Origin of the sequence: Paucilactobacillus wasatchensis, from assembly GCF_000876205.1 — a bacterium.
GTDB lineage: Bacteria > Bacillota > Bacilli > Lactobacillales > Lactobacillaceae > Paucilactobacillus > Paucilactobacillus wasatchensis.
This window is the reverse complement of the sequence record NZ_AWTT01000038.1, coordinates 1-20,418: the sequence shown is the minus strand read 5'-3', so window position 1 is coordinate 20,418 and position 20,418 is coordinate 1. Positions and strand designations below refer to the sequence as shown.

At 40.9% G+C, this 20,418-nt stretch carries 21 protein-coding genes, 2 pseudogenes and 1 CRISPR repeat array; of the genes and pseudogenes, 7 read left to right on the top strand and 16 right to left on the bottom strand.

The features are described 5' to 3' along the window. Positions 1 to 684: 684 nt before the first annotated feature. From WDC_RS10070 to WDC_RS09900, 11 genes and pseudogenes are all read right to left on the bottom strand, one after another. Positions 685 to 864 carry a hypothetical protein gene (locus tag WDC_RS10070; RefSeq protein ID WP_450088906.1) on the bottom strand — a complete coding sequence of 60 codons (180 nt, stop codon included), beginning with the start codon at positions 862 to 864 and terminating at the stop codon, positions 685 to 687. Beyond that, the gene (locus WDC_RS10065; protein ID WP_450088904.1) at positions 839 to 985 is read right to left on the bottom strand and encodes a hypothetical protein; all 147 of its coding nucleotides are present in this window, start codon (positions 983 to 985) and stop codon (positions 839 to 841) included. Before WDC_RS10065 ends, WDC_RS10070 begins: the two co-directional genes overlap by 26 nt. 375 nt (positions 986 to 1,360) lie before the next feature. Beyond that, positions 1,361 to 1,816: a CRISPR direct-repeat array (repeat unit 28 nt; unit sequence GGATCACCCCCACATGCGTGGGGAATAC). Positions 1,817 to 1,845: 29 nt separating this feature from the next. Then, a complete protein-coding gene (cas2e, locus tag WDC_RS07155) occupies positions 1,846 to 2,736 on the bottom strand; it encodes a type I-E CRISPR-associated endoribonuclease Cas2e (protein WP_044011184.1) in 891 nt (296 codons plus the stop codon). Continuing rightward, on the bottom strand, positions 2,733 to 3,686 hold the full coding sequence (gene cas1e, locus WDC_RS07150) for a type I-E CRISPR-associated endonuclease Cas1e (protein WP_010495836.1): 954 nt from the start codon (positions 3,684 to 3,686) through the stop codon (positions 2,733 to 2,735). Before cas1e ends, cas2e begins: the two co-directional genes overlap by 4 nt. Positions 3,687 to 3,689: 3 nt before the next feature. After that, positions 3,690 to 4,358, bottom strand: coding sequence for a type I-E CRISPR-associated protein Cas6/Cse3/CasE (gene cas6e, locus WDC_RS07145; protein WP_044011183.1), 669 nt, complete (start codon positions 4,356 to 4,358; stop codon positions 3,690 to 3,692). A gap of 13 nt (positions 4,359 to 4,371) precedes the next feature. Beyond that, on the bottom strand, positions 4,372 to 5,115 hold the full coding sequence (cas5e, locus tag WDC_RS07140) for a type I-E CRISPR-associated protein Cas5/CasD (protein WP_044011182.1): 744 nt from the start codon (positions 5,113 to 5,115) through the stop codon (positions 4,372 to 4,374). After that, complete coding sequence (cas7e, locus tag WDC_RS07135) at positions 5,096 to 6,178, bottom strand: type I-E CRISPR-associated protein Cas7/Cse4/CasC (protein WP_044011181.1); 1,083 nt, start codon at positions 6,176 to 6,178, stop codon at positions 5,096 to 5,098. The genes cas5e and cas7e overlap by 20 nt, the downstream gene beginning before the upstream one ends. Positions 6,179 to 6,219: 41 nt before the next feature. Then, positions 6,220 to 6,783, bottom strand: a complete 564-nt coding sequence (casB, locus tag WDC_RS07130; RefSeq protein WP_225349636.1) for a type I-E CRISPR-associated protein Cse2/CasB — start codon at positions 6,781 to 6,783, stop codon at positions 6,220 to 6,222. 9 nt (positions 6,784 to 6,792) lie between these two features. After that, positions 6,793 to 8,514 carry a type I-E CRISPR-associated protein Cse1/CasA gene (locus tag WDC_RS07125; RefSeq protein WP_044011179.1) on the bottom strand — a complete coding sequence of 574 codons (1,722 nt, stop codon included), beginning with the start codon at positions 8,512 to 8,514 and terminating at the stop codon, positions 6,793 to 6,795. After that, entirely contained in the window at positions 8,504 to 11,266 is a 2,763-nt protein-coding gene (locus tag WDC_RS07120; RefSeq protein ID WP_044011178.1) for a CRISPR-associated helicase/endonuclease Cas3, read from the bottom strand. Before WDC_RS07120 ends, WDC_RS07125 begins: the two co-directional genes overlap by 11 nt. 348 nt (positions 11,267 to 11,614) lie before the next feature. After that, positions 11,615 to 11,758 (bottom strand): annotated as a pseudogene (locus tag WDC_RS09900) (IS200/IS605 family transposase); the annotation flags it as partial. Positions 11,759 to 11,842: 84 nt separating this feature from the next. Here WDC_RS09900 and WDC_RS10000 point away from each other — a divergent pair. From WDC_RS10000 to WDC_RS07100, 5 genes are read left to right on the top strand one after another with little or no spacing between them, the layout of a single operon-like run. Further along, positions 11,843 to 12,094 carry an IS3 family transposase gene (locus WDC_RS10000; RefSeq protein ID WP_002816285.1) on the top strand — a complete coding sequence of 84 codons (252 nt, stop codon included), beginning with the start codon at positions 11,843 to 11,845 and terminating at the stop codon, positions 12,092 to 12,094. A 53-nt stretch (positions 12,095 to 12,147) separates the two neighbouring features. Next, positions 12,148 to 12,399, top strand: a complete 252-nt coding sequence (locus WDC_RS09995; protein WP_263640395.1) for an IS3 family transposase — start codon at positions 12,148 to 12,150, stop codon at positions 12,397 to 12,399. Continuing rightward, positions 12,366 to 12,902, top strand: a complete 537-nt coding sequence (locus WDC_RS09895) for an IS3 family transposase (RefSeq protein ID WP_263640394.1) — start codon at positions 12,366 to 12,368, stop codon at positions 12,900 to 12,902. Before WDC_RS09995 ends, WDC_RS09895 begins: the two co-directional genes overlap by 34 nt. 59 nt (positions 12,903 to 12,961) lie before the next feature. Next, positions 12,962 to 14,047 (top strand): MFS transporter, encoded by a 1,086-nt coding sequence (locus WDC_RS07105; RefSeq protein WP_225349635.1) that lies wholly within the window; start codon positions 12,962 to 12,964, stop codon positions 14,045 to 14,047. 1 nt (position 14,048) lies between these two features. Then, positions 14,049 to 14,546, top strand: coding sequence for a DUF4811 domain-containing protein (locus WDC_RS07100; protein ID WP_044011177.1), 498 nt, complete (start codon positions 14,049 to 14,051; stop codon positions 14,544 to 14,546). 119 nt (positions 14,547 to 14,665) lie between these two features. Here WDC_RS07100 and WDC_RS07095 read toward each other — a convergent pair whose 3' ends face one another. Next, entirely contained in the window at positions 14,666 to 15,655 is a 990-nt protein-coding gene (locus WDC_RS07095; RefSeq protein ID WP_044011176.1) for an aldo/keto reductase, read from the bottom strand. Positions 15,656 to 15,808: 153 nt separating this feature from the next. Here WDC_RS07095 and WDC_RS07090 point away from each other — a divergent pair, with 153 nt between their 5' ends. Both WDC_RS07090 and WDC_RS07085 read left to right on the top strand, forming a co-directional pair. Next, the gene (locus WDC_RS07090) at positions 15,809 to 16,465 is read left to right on the top strand and encodes a histidine phosphatase family protein (protein ID WP_044011175.1); all 657 of its coding nucleotides are present in this window, start codon (positions 15,809 to 15,811) and stop codon (positions 16,463 to 16,465) included. Between the two features lie 18 nt (positions 16,466 to 16,483). Further along, a complete protein-coding gene (locus tag WDC_RS07085) occupies positions 16,484 to 17,332 on the top strand; it encodes an aldo/keto reductase (RefSeq protein ID WP_044011174.1) in 849 nt (282 codons plus the stop codon). 62 nt (positions 17,333 to 17,394) lie between these two features. Here WDC_RS07085 and WDC_RS09890 read toward each other — a convergent pair whose 3' ends face one another. The 4 genes and pseudogenes from WDC_RS09890 to WDC_RS07070 all read right to left on the bottom strand — a co-directional run. After that, a complete protein-coding gene (locus WDC_RS09890) occupies positions 17,395 to 17,754 on the bottom strand; it encodes a helix-turn-helix domain-containing protein (RefSeq protein ID WP_225349634.1) in 360 nt (119 codons plus the stop codon). A gap of 100 nt (positions 17,755 to 17,854) precedes the next feature. Then, positions 17,855 to 18,376 carry an AraC family ligand binding domain-containing protein gene (locus tag WDC_RS09885; RefSeq protein ID WP_225349633.1) on the bottom strand — a complete coding sequence of 174 codons (522 nt, stop codon included), beginning with the start codon at positions 18,374 to 18,376 and terminating at the stop codon, positions 17,855 to 17,857. Positions 18,377 to 18,492: 116 nt separating this feature from the next. Continuing rightward, positions 18,493 to 19,836: pseudogene (locus WDC_RS07075) on the bottom strand (MFS transporter). A gap of 27 nt (positions 19,837 to 19,863) precedes the next feature. Next, a partial coding sequence (locus WDC_RS07070) for an alpha-L-rhamnosidase C-terminal domain-containing protein (RefSeq protein WP_044011173.1) occupies positions 19,864 to 20,418 on the bottom strand: 555 nt, incomplete at its 5' end.

Here is a 20,418-nt window from a genome sequence, read left to right as displayed (position 1 = left end):
GGCCAGGGATCACCCCCACATGCGTGGGGAATACCTAGAAAATGGCGTTTGCCAGCAATTGTGATTGGGATCACCCCCCACATGCGTGGGGAATACTGATACCGCCACACTAGCTTTAGCCAGTGGATAGGATCACCCCCACATGCGTGGGGAATACTTAGATCATCAGTTGCGAAATCCTTATCAGCTAGGATCACCCCCACATGCGTGGGGAATACAGTTATTAATTCGGTTGTAGACAAGAACAGTCTGGATCACCCCCCACATGCGTGGGGAATACTTAAGCGACCCAGCTTTGACTGCACCCATCTCGGGATCACCCCCCACATGCGTGGGGAATACCTTTTGCTGTTCGGCAAACGATAAACTACCGCAGGATCACCCCCACATGCGTGGGGAATACCTCTAGTTGCTGTAGTTGAGCAATTGACTCTAGGGATCACCCCCCACATGCGTGGGGAATACTAAGCTACGACGTAAGCAGGCTGCATGACATGAGGATCACCCCCACATGCGTGGGGAATACTTGGATTTGACGGTTACGATTACCGAGTTGATAGGATCACCCCCACATGCGTGGGGAATACTGGATAGGTCAGGCTTGATTGTCTTGCCATATAGGATCACCCCCACATGCGTGGGGAATACAAAGACAATATCAGCAAAGGTTGGACGCTAACGGGATCACCCCCACATGCGTGGGGAATACGCATAGTACGTAAACGGCGCTAAGTGATAGTTAGGATCACCCCCACATGCGTGGGGAATACCTTTGATCCGTTCCTTCGGTGTTTTCGTCATTAGGATCACCCCCCACATGCGTGGGGGAATACTGAATTTAGCCGCCTCCTTCAACTTGTCCATTGGGATCACCCCCACATGCGTGGGGAATACCTTCCCACCATGCACGAGCGAGCACGCCAGTTGGGATCACCCCCCACATGCGTGGGGGAATACCACCTGATAACGTTGGTCGCGCATTCACTGGTAGGATCACCCCCACATGCGTGGGGAATACAATAATTTCAGACCAAATTACGAGCTTATTATAGGATCACCCCCACATGCGTGGGGAATACTAAGTCGTGGTGGATGATAGCTGAGGAACTACAGGATCACCCCCACATGCGTGGGGAATACTGTGTTTCTCTTCTCTCGATAACTTCTCAATGAGGATCACCCCCCACATGCGTGGGGGAATACTGCAAATGTAGAATCTTTATGCGTCCCGAAGTAGGATCACCCCCACATGCGTGGGGGAATACCCAGTGTCCTGTTTTGCTACAATATGCCACATGGGATCACCCCCCACATGCGTGGGGGAATACTAGTCTTGTGTTTAGATCCGGAAGACTTAGCTAGGATCACCCCCACATGCGTGGGGAATACTAGCAAAGGTACTTCGTGGCAACGGGGTTGATAGGATCACCCCCACATGCGTGGGGAATACGATTGACTACTAGTCGACAGAATATTTTTGATAGGATCACCCCCACATGCGTGGGGAATACTCATTTTGGCATTAACATAATGTCACCGTGTGGGGATCACCCCCACATGCGTGGGGAATACATTTCGTTAACATCGCCATCATGAGTAGTTAAAGGATCACCCCCACATGCGTGGGGAATACTGCTGTCTATATATTCTTGCACGGATTAACTGAGGATCACCCCCACATGCGTGGGGAATACTCAAGTCGCTTGTCATCATCAGCAAGCTTTACAGGATCACCCCCACATGCGTGGGGAATACTTGTTTTCTGTAGCCATTTTTAGCTACCTCCTAGGATCACCCCCACATGCGTGGGGAATACACTAAACGATTCCCGCCATAACAGCATTTTTAAATTAGTAAATGTCCATTTTCTATGAGTTTGGTCTCCAATTCAAGGGTTGCTTGAGCATCAGATAATGCATGATGTGGTTTTGAATTTCTGACTGAGTATTCTTTAAGTACCGTACTTAAACGATAATTATCAAGAAATTTATTTGTTTTTTTTATAACTGGCATTAGATCTACCATTTGATTGGATAGATCTGGTTGACCAATTTTCTTGAAACCATAGGACAGAAATTCTTGATCAAATCGCAAATTATACCCCACAACGACTGATTGGCCAATAAACTTTTTTAATTGTTGCAATGCTGAATCCAAATCAATTCCCCTTGTCCTTAGCAAGTCAGAAGAAATCCCAGTTAAGTTCGTTATTTTCGTTTGAATGTTATCGTTAACCTGAATAAGTTTATAAAATTGATCAATTTCACCATTTTTAATTTTTTTGACTGCGCCAATAGAAATAATTTTATCAGTTGCTGCCTTTAGCCCGGTTGTTTCAAGGTCAATTGCCGTTACTTGTCTTTGAAGTTTGTGCGCCTTCTTTCTATCAGTTCTATGTGTCATAACTTTGGCTCGATGAAATTTGGCTGCGTTACTGAATCCATGTTTAACAGGGCTAGGGGTTGTGTTAAGGCGCATCATTAATGGAATTCCATCATAGTCAATAACTTGGTAGTCCTTTCGGGTCGTTTCCATTTGATAGCCCAATTCACTGTTGGTATTGTAAACCATTGTTGCTTCACCATTGCCAATATTTTTCATGATTCGATCCCAAAGTAAGTCTCTGATTCTAGCACTAACGTTGCCGACATAGACACCTGCTTGAACTTCCTGATACCACTTAGTCAAATCTCCCCGTAAGGATTGAGGAACTTTTGTCAGTGTGATGACAATCATGCACCATCATCTTCTTCAAATTCGTGATATTGAACACCAAATTTTTGCAAGCCCATTTTATCATCCCAGAGATTAATAACATCGACGCTAATATCCGTTTCAGTCACACCCAGAATTGATTTTAAATCTTTGACCATTCGCACTAATAACTTACCATTAGCAAAAGCATCTCGCATTGCTAATCGGGTCTTAGAACCAATGTCCTTATCATGACCGTATTTTGCGGCAATTTGAAAAGCAATTGGAATTGAAAATTCTGCTTTATACAAATCGGCAAAATCGTAAACAAATGATAAATCATGACCGGTATGGACAAATCCCAAACCAGCAGAGGCTCCCAGTGCTACAATCACACTATAACTCAAGCCATACAAAGCCTGGTGGGCAGCTGTAAGAGCCTTATTAATTGGTGTTCCTGCTTCGAAATTATCTGGATTATATTCCCGACGTGACCACCGGACCCTTGTTTTTTGAGATTGCATACGATACACGCCTCGCACCCGACTACCTTCCTTCCCGCGAAGCTCTTGCATTGATAACTCCGATACATCATCATCCGGGAAGCGCATTTGGTACATTTTTCGTGCAACTGCAACACGTGTCCGTTTATTCGAAACTAACCTTGCCTGAGCTTGAAGTAGTCGCGAAGAATGATTTAAAGATCGCCCATGCGCATATTGTCGGACGCCTTGTTCGCCAACCCAGACAGCCCCCATCCCAGCATCACCAATTAGTTCCATTGCTCGATGAGTAATGTCGACACCAGGGCCAAGCAGTAGTACGCTAACAATTGCAACTGGCACAAAAACAGTGCCCCGATTATCCGAAACCATAATGGCACTGTCTTGGCGATTCAATTTGGCGTGTTCAAGATAAAGAAACGTAATTCGGTCCCGCACCCGACTTAGTTCCGACAATTCAGGCTTTTTGGCACCCATATTTTTATTCATGATTTAACCTCTTGGAATAACTGTCATTAGGCCCATTCCAAAGGCCCTTTCGCGTCCAACTCCGTTTTCCAATGTTTGTTTAAACTCTTCCAAATTATTGACTCTTAAAAGTCCTTCAAAAGTAACCCGACTCAAACGAATTCTTCGACCACCATGTCGCAAAATTGGCCAATCCCGGTTAACAATGTCAAATGCTGCTAGCTCCGGAACGTTCGAAAACCTATCTTGATTTTGCTCAACTAATTGAAATCCCAGCTTGTCAGCCCGATCAGCTAACCACTTTCCCTGTTGCTGGATTGTAATGTGAGGAACAATCCGTGGCTGCTTACTGTCTGGGCGTTTGATAGCATGGGTTGGATTGGCTGTTAATCGAAACTGCATAATTTGTCCCTCTTGAATTTGCATTAAAAATGGATCATAAGCCCGTGACATTGCTGTTTGGGGAATCCCATATTTTACAAGTTCAGTTAAATCCGGCCTTTCTTTGCTTAATAACAACAGATACTTTTTACCGGCTAATTGATCAATTCGCCATAAATGGCGATAACGATTATGAGCCCTTATTTCATCTGGAAAGCAGTGTTCAATCCAGTTATGAAAAGCTCCAAGATGGGTTAGGCTCTTAGTTTTTTGACGATTATTAACGTCAATTTGAACTCTTGATAGATACATATAGCACTCCTTTCTAGAGAAATTGCATTGGATCATGATGGGTATTGGGTTCTTGGGGATTAATTGCGGCTTGTGTTCGTTCAACATAGGGGTTCTTTAGCCTAACTTCTTCAATAGCGATTGGCCTGAATCCGTGTCTTCGATTTCGCTGATCAAAAGATTCTACTTGGTCTTTTGCTAGTGTGCTTCTTTTTTGGGGTAATAAATTGGCATCGGCAATAATTTCAATGTGTTCCACAAATTCTTGCTTGGTTTGCCACCACTTTTTTTCTTGATACCATGGTGAGGCCTGCCACTTCAGCTCTTCTAAAGCCATAATCGGATTGGTATTAGAAAATGATTTTAAATCTAGGATCCCAGCTGGTACATTCGATCGTCGTCCCAGAAATAATTGAAACTTTGGGTTCTTTAAGGCCTGTTTAATTTTATCAATCATTGCGTCATTCTCATGACCAATTCCAACCATAAATACTGCATCCTGCAAATAATTACGATATGTAATCTTTCGGGTATTTTTCTTCCACTCTACGGTTTGAAAATCGGTTAGATTTTTGCCGCGCTGATCGACTCGAACGGCAAAACTTAATTCATTCAATTTAGAAATACGTTGATCGTCCCGTCGGTATCCTAAGGCTGCCGCCACCATGCCAACAACAACACTTTTGGATGGATAGTCTCCACTTGTTCTTCGAGCAAATGACGCTTCATTTCCATATGATTGCAATGGTGAAGTTAATCTAATCGTTAGTGTTTTCATCCTGTACCACCTCTGTTAACGTCTTGGTAACTTTATTGAGGAGTTCATCCAAGTTGGTAACTGGTTCAGCAAGTTGAGAGTCATACTTACTATTTGTTAAAACAACATTTAACGCTGGCTTGTTAACCAGCCCACTTTTCTGAATTGACTGATATTCGTCTTCAAGGCTTTTAACCGATTTTTCAACATATCCATGATTTGATCTAACCGGATCTTCAAAAGCCGAAACTAAGTTAACGGGCGTATCTGTCCGAATAGTTATCATGATGTAGTTTGGTAGAGTTTTATTGGCAAAGGTATTCTGTTTACCAGTTGGCATTGAAAGAATAAATGACTTAATGAATGCAGAAATACCCTGAACAGCATCATTTTTACCCAAATTTCGCACCAGTTCGTTCAAGTTCACGTTAGCATATCGATATAAAGTAGCAGAGTTAAACTCAATTGTTCCCAACATTGCAGCTCCAGCGGAATCTTCTGATTGTAAGTCATCTAGAGCTGTGTAGTAATCAAATTCGGGAACAATTTCATGAGTAGAAATAGCATGGGCCACTTGAGCCGACGCATCAACGTTTAATTCAGGATTGTCCGCTACCATTCGGCCAAAAAGGGCTAAGTCTAAAGAATCGTCACGCTTCAAGACCTCTTTGATCTCTTTTTTGTTAAATTTTTCATGTTCCGTTACATATTGGGCCAGCTTCCCAAGTTGACCAGGGCTAACTAATAAAAGTGCTCCCGTTTCACCATCTTTATTGATCTTAATGCCAACAGTCTTAAATACTCCAGTGGCCTTTTTGATTGCAGATTTCTCATTTAAGGAGGAATCAATCGTTACCATTTTGTCTGCCAATAATTTAACCGCTTTTTTAGTTCTGGTACCAATATTAACGTTTTCTGCTTTAAATGATGTTCGAATGGCGTGTTTCCAACTTTGAGAAGATACCCGAGCCCGTGTCACCCCACCATAAAGTGCCGTTTTAGGGGCTCCTGTATCGTCTCGATTAATGTTGGATGATGGTACAGTTTGTAAAACATTCAGGTCAATATATAAATTTTTGCTCATTAGTTTTTCTCCTCTTTAAATTTAATTGCGGATGTGATTACTCAAAAATACTGCTGCCCCCAAAGTAAACGGACCTCATTAGCATGCTCATAGCTTAATTGGAACCAATAGAGATTCTCAGCTAATTTGGCAAAATCAATTTTTGGCAGGTTAGAATTGGCTTTTAATATCTCAATCAAATGCGTAATCCCGTTAATCACGCTATTAATATTCGTCGTTCCCAAGATTGCTTGCACCCGACGATCCAATGCTACTCTAGTTTCGTCTCTCTTACGCAAATTTGCCAATGCCTGAAAAAGTTGAAGTCCATCTGCGTCTTCAGCTGGTCCAGCGGGACCAGAGACCATTGTTTCTTTTCCCTGTTGATAAATGGCGTAAAAGTGAATTACTGCATATATCGCAATTTCAGCATATGTTGGCTCACCAGTTTTACTAAGCATATTATCGTCCAGATTGGCCATCATAATTGGCCATACCCTTTGGGCTCTCTGACTATTAATAGTTGCTCCGCTTCTTGCACTTGCCAAAACAGCTTTATCTAAACTGCCATTGCCATAAAGCTTCTGGATAATTCTGGTAGCAGTATTTTGAACTTTATATGGCATAACCTTCAATCACCCTTTCCTCTCTATTTTAAGATCTACTTGTAATTTGTATCGCAAATGATTATTGGCCGTAAAAATATTATTTACGATCCCCTTATCATCTACCAAGCCACGGATATCTCGAGGTGAACTTGCTTGGATAACTTGGCTTGCAGCATCCAAAACAAGTTTACGGAGGGTTTCCTTCCACAATTCAATTTCCCTTTCTCGATCATCATGATTTGTTAAATGCGCCAGCCAAGCTTTGAAGGGTTCATTTAAACTTTCATAGAATTTACTGCTCAACCGATTTGCAAATGGGGCCGCATCAGAATTACGAATTTGACCGATTTTCATTGCAAATTGCCAAAAGTCTTTCCCAATAATCTGGGTAAGTTCAATCGTATCTTCAATTCGTTTGGGCCAATAATTGGGATTCCTTTTATCAAATAGTACATCCGCATTAATATGCATATCATCGTATACTTCAGCCGCTGGTGCTTGTGATGTTGCATTACCATCACTTACCAACGTAGCCGAGGCAAGGGTTAAGTGAGAATTGTATGGTATGATGCCCTTATTTTTTAATAAGTTCAGCCATTCAACGATTCCGGGTTCATGCATATCATCAGTCCCATTCACGTTGACGTATTGACCAAAGTTGCGCCACATTGCTGTCCCTAATGACTGAAGCCATTTAACGGCTGGTTTATATCGATTAGACTTTTTATCAATCCGCCAAATCGTCATCGGTTCAATGAAAGCATCTTGGCTGTCAAACATTGGTATCCCTGCACTAAAAATGGTTGGCCTTTCACCTTGGTGCCAGTCAATATGAAGTATTCGTGACCAAGATGTGTAGATTTCTGCTATGTTGTCTGGTATTTGTTGTTCTTTTCGCTTGTTTACATAGTCTTCAACACTTTCATATTCCCAAACGGGCTTTTGAGGATAATACATTTTGCCCTTTCGCATTAAAACCAGGTTTAACATCAACGTTTGAAAAATCGTATTACCGGCTGCATATACAGAATTCAGCTGATAGAGCCACCCTCGAGAAACCGAGAACTTTTCGGTAGTTTTAATTTTGGTTTTATCAGTCACACCAGTAAAATTCTGATAGGTAATTAGCCAACGGACGAATTCATCAAGTTTAATATCATTTTTAAATTCACCCGCCTTGGGAGAAAAAACCGCTGGTGTATGGGCACTTTCTGAAATTTGCCGGTTAATTTGTTTAACGGCAACTGTTCCGGGACCTTTACCAGCCTTAATTTGCTTCTTGGTTGGCACAAACTGGTTATACTCGCTTTCAGTTACCTGATAAAAAGGGTGCTCCCCAAACAGACAAAAGTGATCTTCATACCGTTTCAAATATTTCGTTACAATTCCTGTAAAATGTCCATTTCCATTCTGATATAACGTTTTCCAAGTATCAAGAAGATCATTCTCATCTTCTTGATCATAATCATCCTCATCGACGCTTTGACTCACTTGCATTGTATTTTCATCAATTGTTAACCAATCATACGGTTCATTATTGGCATTAAATCGCGAATAAACTGTCGTTAAAATTGCCAGTAGAAACCGCAAAATAGCAAAGTCCTGCGAACGCATCTCGCCAGCCAAATCTCGATAATCATGAGCATTTTGAAATAGTTTTATTAATGAAACTGCTTTTTCTTGATTTGTGCCCTTCTCAATCACTTTAATCCAAGGATCAGTGACCAAATTAAATTTCCTATCGCTCATTTTCATCCTCCCTTTCATAACTTAGCCCAAACTTTGAAGTGTACGTAAGGGACCACTCACCCAACCTTGCTGATAAGTTATCATCTAGTGGCAATGCTAGTGCCCCTCTTAACCATGGACTTTCCTGCCACTGGGGATAATATTTACTCGTCAAATTTTCTAAAGCATCAATTGCTTTATCAATTCTCGGTGTAACTGCTGAGGGAATTCTAATCAGCTGTTCGGCAATCTCTTGTGGCGCAACTTTAGCCAAATGACGACCATCTAACAAAAAATCGCCTTGATTTGTGTGCTTCAATAAAATAACTTCCAAGGTTTCCCTGATATCTCGGACCGCCGCATTGGCTTTTTGTTCATCCTTATCAACATCAACTTGACCGCGATTCAACCAACCATGAATGGTAGTATTTCTTCCATAACTCGGTTTATCAATCTGAAAAGCATTGGCTTTATGCTTTTCTGTCTCAAAATTATTATCAAATTCTGCCTTAGCATCAGCAATGTCACCAACTTGATCATCTGTATGGGGATCATAGACTTCCTGAACAAGTTTTGAAATATCATCTGGTAAAATAATTCTATTTTTTAAAAAATAATCCGTTTTTATCAGTAAATATTTCGGATAGATCGCTTGGTTAGCATCTCCATAATCACCAAAATCATTGATCCCCATTACATATACCTGCGGTAATTTAAGTGCTTCCGGCCTTTTAATATCGTGCCGATGAAGACGACCGGCTCGTTGTAATATTAAGTCCATTGGTGCAATGTCCGTATACAAAACGTCGAAGTCAATGTCCAAAGACTGCTCCAATACCTGAGTACCAATGACGATCATTTTGGTAGGACGTTGGCCATGTTTGCCAATTGAATTTTGTAAAGCCTCTTCCTGTTTCTCCCGATCTGGTGAAAGAAAAGCAGAGTGAAGAATCATCAGTTGGGTATCTTGGGGGACCAGCCTAGCAAGTGCCTGAGCTCGTCGAACAGTATTAACGATAATTCCGGCAATTCCACCAGCACTAATTTTATGTAAAACGTGCTGTATCAACGTTTTATCGTCAAGATTGAGGCGTTCAACATCCAATTGAGTTACCGGCTGATCATTCTGTCCTGGAAAGCTTGAAATTTGTGTTAACTTACCGCCATCCAAAATGCTTAATAAAGGATAAGCTTGTGTATCTTGCCAACCTGTAGAAGCCTCAAAAATTTGTTTGTACTTTTTACCATACTTCCCCCTTAAATACGCAATTAAAAGCAAATTTCGTTTTTCTTTGGGCAAAGTTGCAGATAAAATCACGATTGGTACATGGTAGGCCCCAAGCCAATTGATTGCCTTATATAAGTATTGATTCATGTAGCTGTCATAAGCATGAACTTCGTCAATAATGACAACCTTGCCACTAAATCCCAGATGTTTTAAAAATAAATGTTTTTGTTTTAATCCCATCAACAACAGATTATCAATTGTTCCCACCGTGAATTTAGTTAAAATTGATTTTTTGCCAGAAAACCACGAATTAACCACCACGGATCCAGCCTTACCCGAACCGTCAGGATCATCAATATTCGAAGCATAAGGTAAATTTTGATAGTTTTTATTAAATTGAGCTTTACCATGCATTAATTTAATTGAAAATTTTTCATCTTGATTCTCTGCCAGCTTTTCCAGCCAACCATCAACTCGATCAAACATAGCATTAGTTGTGGCTTGAGTTGGCAACCCCATGAATACACCATCTTCACCCTTTTGATATGCTAATTGTTCAGCCGCAACTAAAGCAATCTCCGTTTTCCCCAGGCCCATTGGTGCCTCAACAATCACCATTTCTGGATCAACCGTATCGCCAATTATGCTAGTCATAGCCAGCTGAACCGGTCGAGCATTGAACCCCCAGCGAGATTTGTATGGATCATTATCAGTTGAAACTCTTTGTGGTTCCCATTCACCACTCAAGTCCCAAGTTTCAATTGCGTTTTCAAAGCGACTATTCATATCAATATCAGTAAGCGACTGATTCATCTGAATCAAGGGGAAAAGTGGCTTGGATTCATCGTCGTTTAAATATTCGCTTGACGCCAACCAATCGGCCATGATCAAAAGGCCTTCTAGCAGGACTGCCTGTGGTTGATTAATCGAAGGAATTTGATCAATTCTTTCATATCCAGATAATTTTAAACCATAATCAAAAATATCTGTTTGAACCTGTTTCCAACGTTTTTGAGCCGCTTGATCAATATCGCTTTGATAATAATTAGCCGTGTAGTCATTCAATTGTGCTCTGGGGGCATCCGGCAATGGCTTTCCGTGGTGCCCACCAATAATAGCGCCCACCGAAACAGGAACACCCAAATTTTCCAAGATTGCTTCACCAGCTTCAGCATGCGGTGACTTCGAAGCACACGTTAAAAGTGAATCATCTAATTTTACAAAACCGCTCCTAACTAACCGCTCAATAACCTCAGCATCAAGTGATCGATCACCACCATATGATGGTTTCGTTTGAAATGCCGGAGTTGCCTTTCCAATGTCATGGGAGAACCCAATAAATTTCACTAATTTTTGAATGTTTTCATCAGAGAAACCATTGGCAATTATTTGGCGTTGCTCATCACTGATCCAGTGGTTAAACAGCCAATTAATTGTTTTTTGTGCATCAATTAAGTGAGTGACTAGTGGCAACCAGTGTTGATTACCATCATCAGACCTTTTTTTAGCCCATAAAGCCCGCTCCCGTTTAGTTAGATCAATCATTTACTACCTGTCCCCGCATATTCTTTTCACAATTTAAATAACACCATTATTATACCTCTATCGTTGATTAGGTTTCGAAAATATTTGAGGACACTTAAAGGCCCTCATTTTCATTTGTTGAAAATAAATTTAACCCTTAGTAAAATAAAGCCTCATTAATCGCTATTAAGAAGAGAATCTTTAATATTGGCCATAGTGAATTGAACTCTTATATAGAAAGAGGCCGTACCATAAAGTAATCATCCACCAGCATAGCTGGTGGCTTTTTTAGCCCTAGAAGGCTTGGCCCGACACAAAAAGCCCCTTAAAGGGCCCAGCAAACCACTACCAACCGTTACAGCATTATTTTTATTTTTGTTTTGACTGTTTAAATGGATCGATATATTCCCGTTTACTGATACTATCACTCAATCGATCCTCAGATTCTTGTTCTCGAATGTATTTTTGAATGGTCTTCTGATTCAAACCAACCGTGCTAACGTAATATCCGCGTGCTGGATGTAAGCTGATTCCTGAGACAACTTTTAAGAGAGGGTATAATGAATAAATCGTCTCTCAAAAGGAAGGAATTTTTACATGCCAACTCGTTACGACAAAGAATTCAAACAAAACATTATCAACCTATATAAGCAAGGCGAATCAGCTGCCCAACTGGCCAGAGAATATGGCATTGGCTATTCAACAGTTCATAAGTGGATCCAGGGCCAGGCCAAAACTCAATCCGGTAAATCGCCAGACGAAATCAAAGCGATGGAAAAGCGACTGGCTTCGCTGTCTGAGGAGAACGAAATCCTAAAAAAAGCCCTGGGCTTCCTTGCGCAGAAGTAACCAATATCTTTGATTACATTCACCAAGAAAGCCATCACCACCAGGTAACCAAGATGTGCCGAATCCTTGGTGTTTCCAGAGCTCAGTATTATCGTTATCGATCCCCCAAACCTTCAAAACGCCGGGCCGAAGATGCGGACTTGAAACAACGGATTCTGCGGATCTTTGCGGAATTTAAGCAGCGATACGGTGTTATGAAGATCCACCATGAATTGAATCTGGAACTTCAACCACTGCAGCTTCCAAAACCAAGGTTGAACAGCGTCCCAACTTGTTTAAGCAGGATTTCTCGACCACTGGTTTAAATCAAAAATGGACCGCTGATATGACCTATATTCAAACGAAGCGTAATGGCTGGTGTTACTTATCAACCATCATGGACCTGCACTCACGACGGATTATCGGCTATTCGTTCTCAAAAAAGATGGCTACTGATTTAGTCTTAAAGACCCTTGAAAGCGCGGTTAAAAATCGAACCATTACTGGGGACCTGATTATCCATACGGATTTAGGATCACAGTATACCAGCGATGATTACAATCAACGTTTAACTGAACTACATATCCGCCACTCTTACAGCCGTAAGGGGTGTCCATACGATAATGCACCAATGGAATCTTTTCATGCTTCCCTCAAAAAGGAATGTGTTTATCCAGTGCCGGTCTTTGAGAATTATGAAACTGCTGCTGCTGTCCTTTTTGAATATGTGCATGCTTTCTACAATAGGAAGAGAATTCATAGTTCACTGGGCTACCAGACCCCCTTACAAGTTGAAGTCGCAACACTTACGAGCCAAATGGCCGCCTGATTTAATGCTTTCCATGGTTCAAATAAGTTATTAATCACGATTAATGATTTATTTGAGCTGTGGAAGGTAAACGCGGTTCTGAATGTCTCTTAAAACCTGTCTCAAATATTGACTTCAATCCAGGAAGTGCCGGAATCGTTGTTGGTCTCGCTCCCGCTATTGGACCCACCTTTGCTGGTTGGATTCTAATTCATTATTCGTGGCGCATGTTGTTTCTTTCTATTATGCCAATTTCACTAATTGTACTGATCATGGGCTTCTTCACACTCCGAAAAGTATTACCCACTAGAAAAGCGCCCGTTGATTGGCTATCAGTGCTCATGTCAATGCTAGGCTTTGGTTCGATGCTGTTTGCTTTCTCATCGGTTGGCCAATACAGTTGGGGTGACCCCATTGTCTATTGCACCCTGATCGTTGGTGTCCTGGTCGTGGCCATGTTTATTTGGCGCTCACTTAAAATCAAAAATCCCTTACTTCAATTTAAAGTGTTCCAACATTCTGATTTTACTTTATCCGCCATTCTAGTATCAGTATCATTTATGTCAATGAATGGTTTTACGCTGGTATTGCCACTTTATTTACAGACTATTCGTGGTGAATCACCACTGGCTTCTGGACTGACATTACTGCCCGGAGCCATCACAATTGGTGTAATGAACCCGATCACCGGTCGCATTTTTGACCGATTAGGTGCTCGCAACATGGCTATTGCCGGCATGGCTATTTTGACAATGACCACCGCATCATTTATTCCGATTACTAATGCAACACCAGTTCTGTACCTGGTCAGTTTATATACAGTCCGAATGTTTGGTATTTCAATGGTTATGATGCCGGTTACCACTACAGGAACGAACGCCTTGCCCCTAAACCTGATTGGAGATGGAACCGTCGTTAATAACACTGCTCGTCAGGTGTTTGCCTCCATGGGTACGGCTATCTTAGTATCAATTATGGCCAACGTCACTTTGAATCATACCCCTTCTGGCGCAGTCGCTAGTGCCACCCCTATCTTATTTAAAAAACTGGCCTTGAATGCTAATGTACTCGGTTTTCGCTACGCATTTTTTATTGCCACCATCTTTTCATTAGCTGGCTTAATCTTGACGTTCTTTTTACACAAAGATATGCGGGAGGAATACTAATATGATTGTAATTTTTCTATTCGCTGGTGCCTTAATTTTTGCCATGAGTATGATTTTTGCTCATCCGGGCATTAAAAAAATTTGTTGGGTCACCGTTGGCCTCGTGTTGAGTGTTGGAAGCATTATTTTATTAACGTTAAATTACAATAGTTATTTGGGAATGAAACTAGTTAATTCAACTACTACCTACCCATTAACTTCGAGCGTTAAGAAGCAACATGTACTACTATACCGTCAACTAGGAACCAAAAATGAGCGGGTTTACTATTACCAAACTAATCCGCTCCAAACTAAACTAGCACAAACTAATCCTAATACCGGTAGTGTTAAAATTCATAAAAATGCTGCTACCAATAATTTGAAAATCACCCGTTTCTACTGGGTCTACAAGAATGAAGAAATGCGGCTGTTATTTGGTGCTGGCATTTCAAATCATCACTTTGCTAAGCAACAATATGACTTTCATTTAAAGTCTGGTTGGGTAGTTAAAGCCCGTTAAAAAAGAGTTGGGAAAAATAAATTTTTCCCAACTCTTTTTTACTACTGAATTTAATAACCAAAAGGTGCAAACAAGGCAATACATAGAATCTGACTGTCTTGATTTAACGCTCTGTTTTATTATTTCAATATTTGTTCAATTTGTTCTATTTCGTACCTTGAAAAATCCAGGTTGCCAAGTGCCTTTAAATTATCCTGTAATTGACTTGGCCGTGATGCACCAACAATCACACTAGCAACCACTTGATTTTTCAAGTTCCAAGCAAGTGCCATTTCAGCCAGCGACTGGCCTCTTTGTTGTGCTAATTCATTTAATTGTGCCGCAATTTTAACCGTCGGCGCAACTTTTTCTTGATCGAGAAACGGACTGCTACTGCGATTAGCACGTGAATCGGTTGGAATCCCGTGTAAATAACGGTCAGTTAATCTTCCCTGTGCTAGCGGACTAAACGCCACCATGCCCTTATTCAGCTCGCTCAGCGTATCAAGTAAACCATCATCTTCAACCCAGCGGTCTAACATGTTATAGCGTACTTGGTTCACAATAAATGGAGTTTTCAATTGCTTGAAAATCTTAGTAATGGCGCGTGTCTGCGCTGCATTGTAGTTTGAAATACCAATATATAACGCTTTACCTTGGCGAACTAATTGGTCCAATGCCTGCGCTGTTTCCCCTAGCGGTGTGTCTGGATCTGGCCGGTGATGATAAAAAATATCAACATAATCCAGTCCCATCCGTGTTAGACTTTGATCACAGCTAGCAATGATGTTTTTCTTAGAGCCCCATTCGCCGTATGGCCCTGGCCACATGTAATAACCAGCCTTCGATGAGATCACCATTTCATCTCGGTACTGCGCTAAGTCCTCCCTCAAAATGCGGCCAAAGTTAATTTCGGCCGAACCAGCTGGTGGACCGTAGTTATTGGCTAAATCAAAATAAGTAATACCATGGTCAAATGCAGTATGAATAATTTCTCGTTGCCGACTCAAGACATCCACATCACCAAAATTATGCCAAAGCCCCAGTGAAATAGCAGAGATTTTTAACCCTGATGCCCCAACACGGCGATATTGCATGTCCTCATATCTGTTCGGTTGTGCAAGATACATATTAAACGCTCCCCTTCACCTCCATTTTAGCTGAAAACGGTAGTTAGTGCCACCGTGCCTTCTAGTCCCAGAAAAGTTTAGCGATAAACTCGTTTTTGATTCGAGATATCGTTATAATTAAGGTATTACCAAGACAAACCAAGGAGGATTCACATGAAAACAATCACAGCATATTTTGTGCGGCATGGTCAAACCATGCTCAATCGATACAATAAAGTACAGGGCTGGATCGATTCTCCACTTACTGATAAAGGAATTAATGACGCTATTAGTGCTGGTAAACGACTGGCAGGAATTGACTTTGCTGCTGCCTTTAGCAGCGATTCCGGCCGTGCAATTGAAACTACTCGCCTGGCACTAAAACAAAATCCACATAACATGCACATCGTTTCGTACCAGCTTCCGGAGCTGCGAGAACAATGTCATGGCTACTTTGAGGGCAACGATTTAAGTCAAATGTGGCAATTCGTTGGTGAACAGGTGCAAACAACCACTGAATCAGGAATCATGGGTAAATTTGGCCTCGAAAAGGCCCGCGATTTAATTCACCAGGCTGATTTATATCATGATGCAGAGGATAATAATATGTTTTGGACTCGCCTCGACCGTGGCTTTCAAAAGCTATTGGAAAATTCAAATGACGGCGACAACATCATGGTCGTCTCACACGGTAACACAATTCGTTCAATCATTTCACGCTATGCTCCTGAACTAGATCAAGGCATTCCAACACAAAATGGTAGTATCACTAAAATTATTTTATCAGAACCACAAGAATTAAAGATCGAATATTTCAACAAATTAGACTAACCTGGAGGACCAGCGTTAATGGATATTTCAAACAATTTATTGACCTTAGCTGATGGCAACCAGATGCCACAACAAGGTTTTGGGGTCTATAAAATCACTGATCACACTGAATTTTTGCAATCAATCAAAGCTGCCTGGGAAAATGGTTATCGGTTGTTTGATACCGCCCAAATGTATGAAAATGAGCAGTTTTTAGGAGAAGCCATTCATAATCTGGCCATCCCGCGCGCAGAATTATTTTTGACCACTAAGGTATCTGAGGCAAACCAAGGCTATGATGCTACAATCAATTCAGTTAAAGCATCGCTACGCAAACTACAAACTGATTACGTGGATTTACTGTTAATTCACTGGCCAATCAACACCGAATTTTTTGATACATGGCGCGCTTTTGAAGAACTAAAAAAAGAAGGACTAACAAAATCAATTGGTGTCAGTAACTATAGCATGGTGCACTTGCAATATTTAGCAACGCAAGCCCATGAAATGCCAGTTGTTAACCAAATTGAAGTTAGTCCTTACATGAGTCAAAAACCGCTCCTGAAATTTCAGCAGGACCATCAAATTGTCACCCAGGCATGGAGTCCACTAGGCCGCGGTAAAATTTTTAATGATCCGACAATGATGCAATTGGCAGCGCAAAAACATCGTTCCGTGGCTCAGGTAATCTTACGCTGGCACCTGCAAAACAAAATTGCAATTATCCCAAAGTCAGTACACGCCAATCGAATTGCTGAAAATGCAGCAATTTACGATTTTAGTTTAACTGAACACGAAATGAAAATCATGGATTCAGTCAACAAAAATCACCGCGTTTCAAAGGAACCCGAGCTCGTGTATGAATTTGGGGAGCAGTATCCGTATTAAGTTATAGTCATCTTTTCGCCACATTTCATTATGAAGTGTGGTTTTTCGTTTATAAATCCAAATTATCGTTTTTTCCCGGGAGATGCTTTGTAGCGTTCTTCATATTTACGATAGAAGAATGTTTTATTTTTAATTCCGACCTTTTTCATCACCTCCGTCACCGGCAATGCAGTTGTATCTAATAAAATATGAGCATTAATAATTCGTTGTTTGTTAACAATATTAGAAAAAGTATCCTCGACAATGCTCTTAAAAATATTGCTTAAATAATTTTTATTGTAACCGTACTTAACCGCTTCGTCGCTCAATTTCACCGTGGCATAATTATCATTAATATCCTTTAGAATTTCAATCACAATAATCTGTCGTTTGGATAGGTTTTTACCAATATTGTGATCATCAACACGATAATTCCTAACCATTTGCGCGATTAAAATCGAAAGATACGAACTAATAATCGAATCACCATAATTTTTTTGTAAATAATACTCTTCAATGATTCGGTCCAGTGTTTCAGAAATTTCACGCCCCCTTTGTTTGGGGAAAGTAGATATATTTTTCCGTATTACCAATGCCAATTTTACGATTCAATAAAAACTCGTACAAAACGCTCTGATTTTTTCGTAAATCATTCAACAAATCAATGTTGATGTCTCGATCACGAAATAAAATATTGATCAACAAATCATTAGTGCCAAGATAACCGATGGAGTGATTACAACCGACATCTAGCAATAGTAAGTCACCAGTTTTAAGATGCATTTCTCGGCCTTCTACCACTTCGTCCACTTCGCCCCTAAGGACATAATTAATTTCTAAAAATGTGTGTGTATGAACCGGGTACGGGGCATATCGATTGTGTTTACTAACATAAATATTTTTATTTTTAAAAAAATAATTATTTAAGACTGGTGTCTTTCGTTCTTGTGTCAAACTAGTATCATACGCAGCGACTGGCATATCGTTTTGAAATTCATAGATTTTTAATTGTTGTCGTTCGATTGCAGTTGTTTTCATCAACTGATTTAACACACTATCCAGCATAGTCTCAATCCCCATCATTTTCTCTAAGTATATAACAAAAGCAGCCAGTTCTTAAACAAGAATTGGTTGCTTTTACCTGAGTCTAATTTTTATTTACAACTCATCAATTAATTTGATTAACTGTGTGCGACACCAGAAGCATCTGTAGAATCGTTTGTTGGTGTGTGATTTGATTGACTGTTTTCACCGTCTTTGTCTAACATATGGTATTTCTTTTCAGCACTAATCATGCTAAATCCAGCGATACCAAAGATAACAACGACACCGACAAAGGCCCACATAGTTGTTTTAATTGTACCAGGTAGCACAAGCATTGGTGTTACCATGGCAAACAAACCACATAAGAATCGTGAAAAACCATTGATGAATCCTTGGATACTGGCACGGACATCTTCAGGGAATGATTCTTGTGTCCAAACTTTGTAAATTGCTTCACCTGAAAGCATACTACCTACACCCCAAATCAGCATGAAGGCAACAATCAAGCCAACGGCATCACTACCGAAGATAGCTAAACCACCCATCGCAACGATGGCGAAAAGAACACCAATTGTAAACCAGGTATTACGTTTTGCTGAACCGGCAATTGTGACGTACAAACCAAGAATGAACAATGCGGCAATATGCAACCCTAGTCCAATCCCTGTTGATAAGGTCTGTGAGGCACCAGCCTTAACAAGTACGAACGTTGTGAATTGCCCCCATGTATTGGAGATAAAGTTCCAGAATACGTAGTAAATTAAAATTGCAATAAAGAAACGCATGTACATCTTTTTCTTTGGACTGTGGAATAATACATCTGAAACAGAAATCTTCTTACCGTTGTTAGCAACAGTATGATTTGTACGTTCTTGCGCAATTCGTTCTGCAGCAGCAGCATGTAATTTGCGCATTCCGCCAGAAAATGTCCGCCATAGCCAGATAACAGCTGAAATGACAACGAAGAGGCCAAAGGCCATTCGACCACCTGTAACTGCCATCGTTGACACGATGAAAGCTGCACCTGTAGAAACAAATTGTCCTGCTTGCCAGAAAATCTGAGTTGACGCAACCATTTGTGAAGCTGTTTCTTGGTCAGGTGCGTCTCGTGAAATAACTGCCAATGAAACTGGTAAATCAGTTCCTGAAGCAACTCCGGCAATTACGACACCAATCAGTAACATCAAATAACCATTGGAGAACACACAAACCAATGCTCCAATCGCATACATAAAGTTGACCCAGTTGAAAATACCAATGATCCCAACTTTATCTGCAAACCGACTTCCAAAAATTGAACCAAACGCAATCGCAAACGTCAACGCTCCAGAAATAACACCAACTTGTCCGTTTGTTAAATGCAGCCCAGTTTGCTAAACCGTAATTGTACTTGCAAGACCAACAATCAGTCCTGAACCCAAAATGGATCCTAGTCCTGCAGCTGCCGCTAATATCCAGTAGCTACCTAATTTGTTCTTCATAATGTTTTCCTCCTAAGTTAAATAACATTACCGATACTCAATAGTATATTTTCCTGATGCTAAGTTTAATCCGTCTTCCACATTATCTAATGAAATTGCTTTACCATTCAGAGTGATTTTTCTTGCAGTATTAATATCCGACAGTTCAATCTTAGCTTTGGAATTCATGGGTACACTAACAGATACTATTCGCTGATCCGCCTCCTTTTTGTAATTAGCCTGAATAATCCCCCGTGCACTCGGAGTTTTAACACTAAGTGCACTTAACTCACCGGGCTGAATTCGAATTCTGAATTCTTCAAACCCAGGCTTCAATGGGACAATTCCCATGATTCCCTGAACAATTGTTAATCCAGGAGTTGCCCCCCATGGGTGAGATAAGGTCATATTTGGCTTGTAGTGATTACTCCACGCCTCGGGTGCAATGGTGGCATGCAGTTGATCCAGAATTGCTGCAAATGTCTTAGCATCCTTTGCGTTATTTGGATTGGTTAGTAGTGTGATGGCCTCGTCAGCATGACCACTATCAATCAATCCTTTTAGCATAAAGTAGATAAAGTAAACACTGCCGATAAATTCACG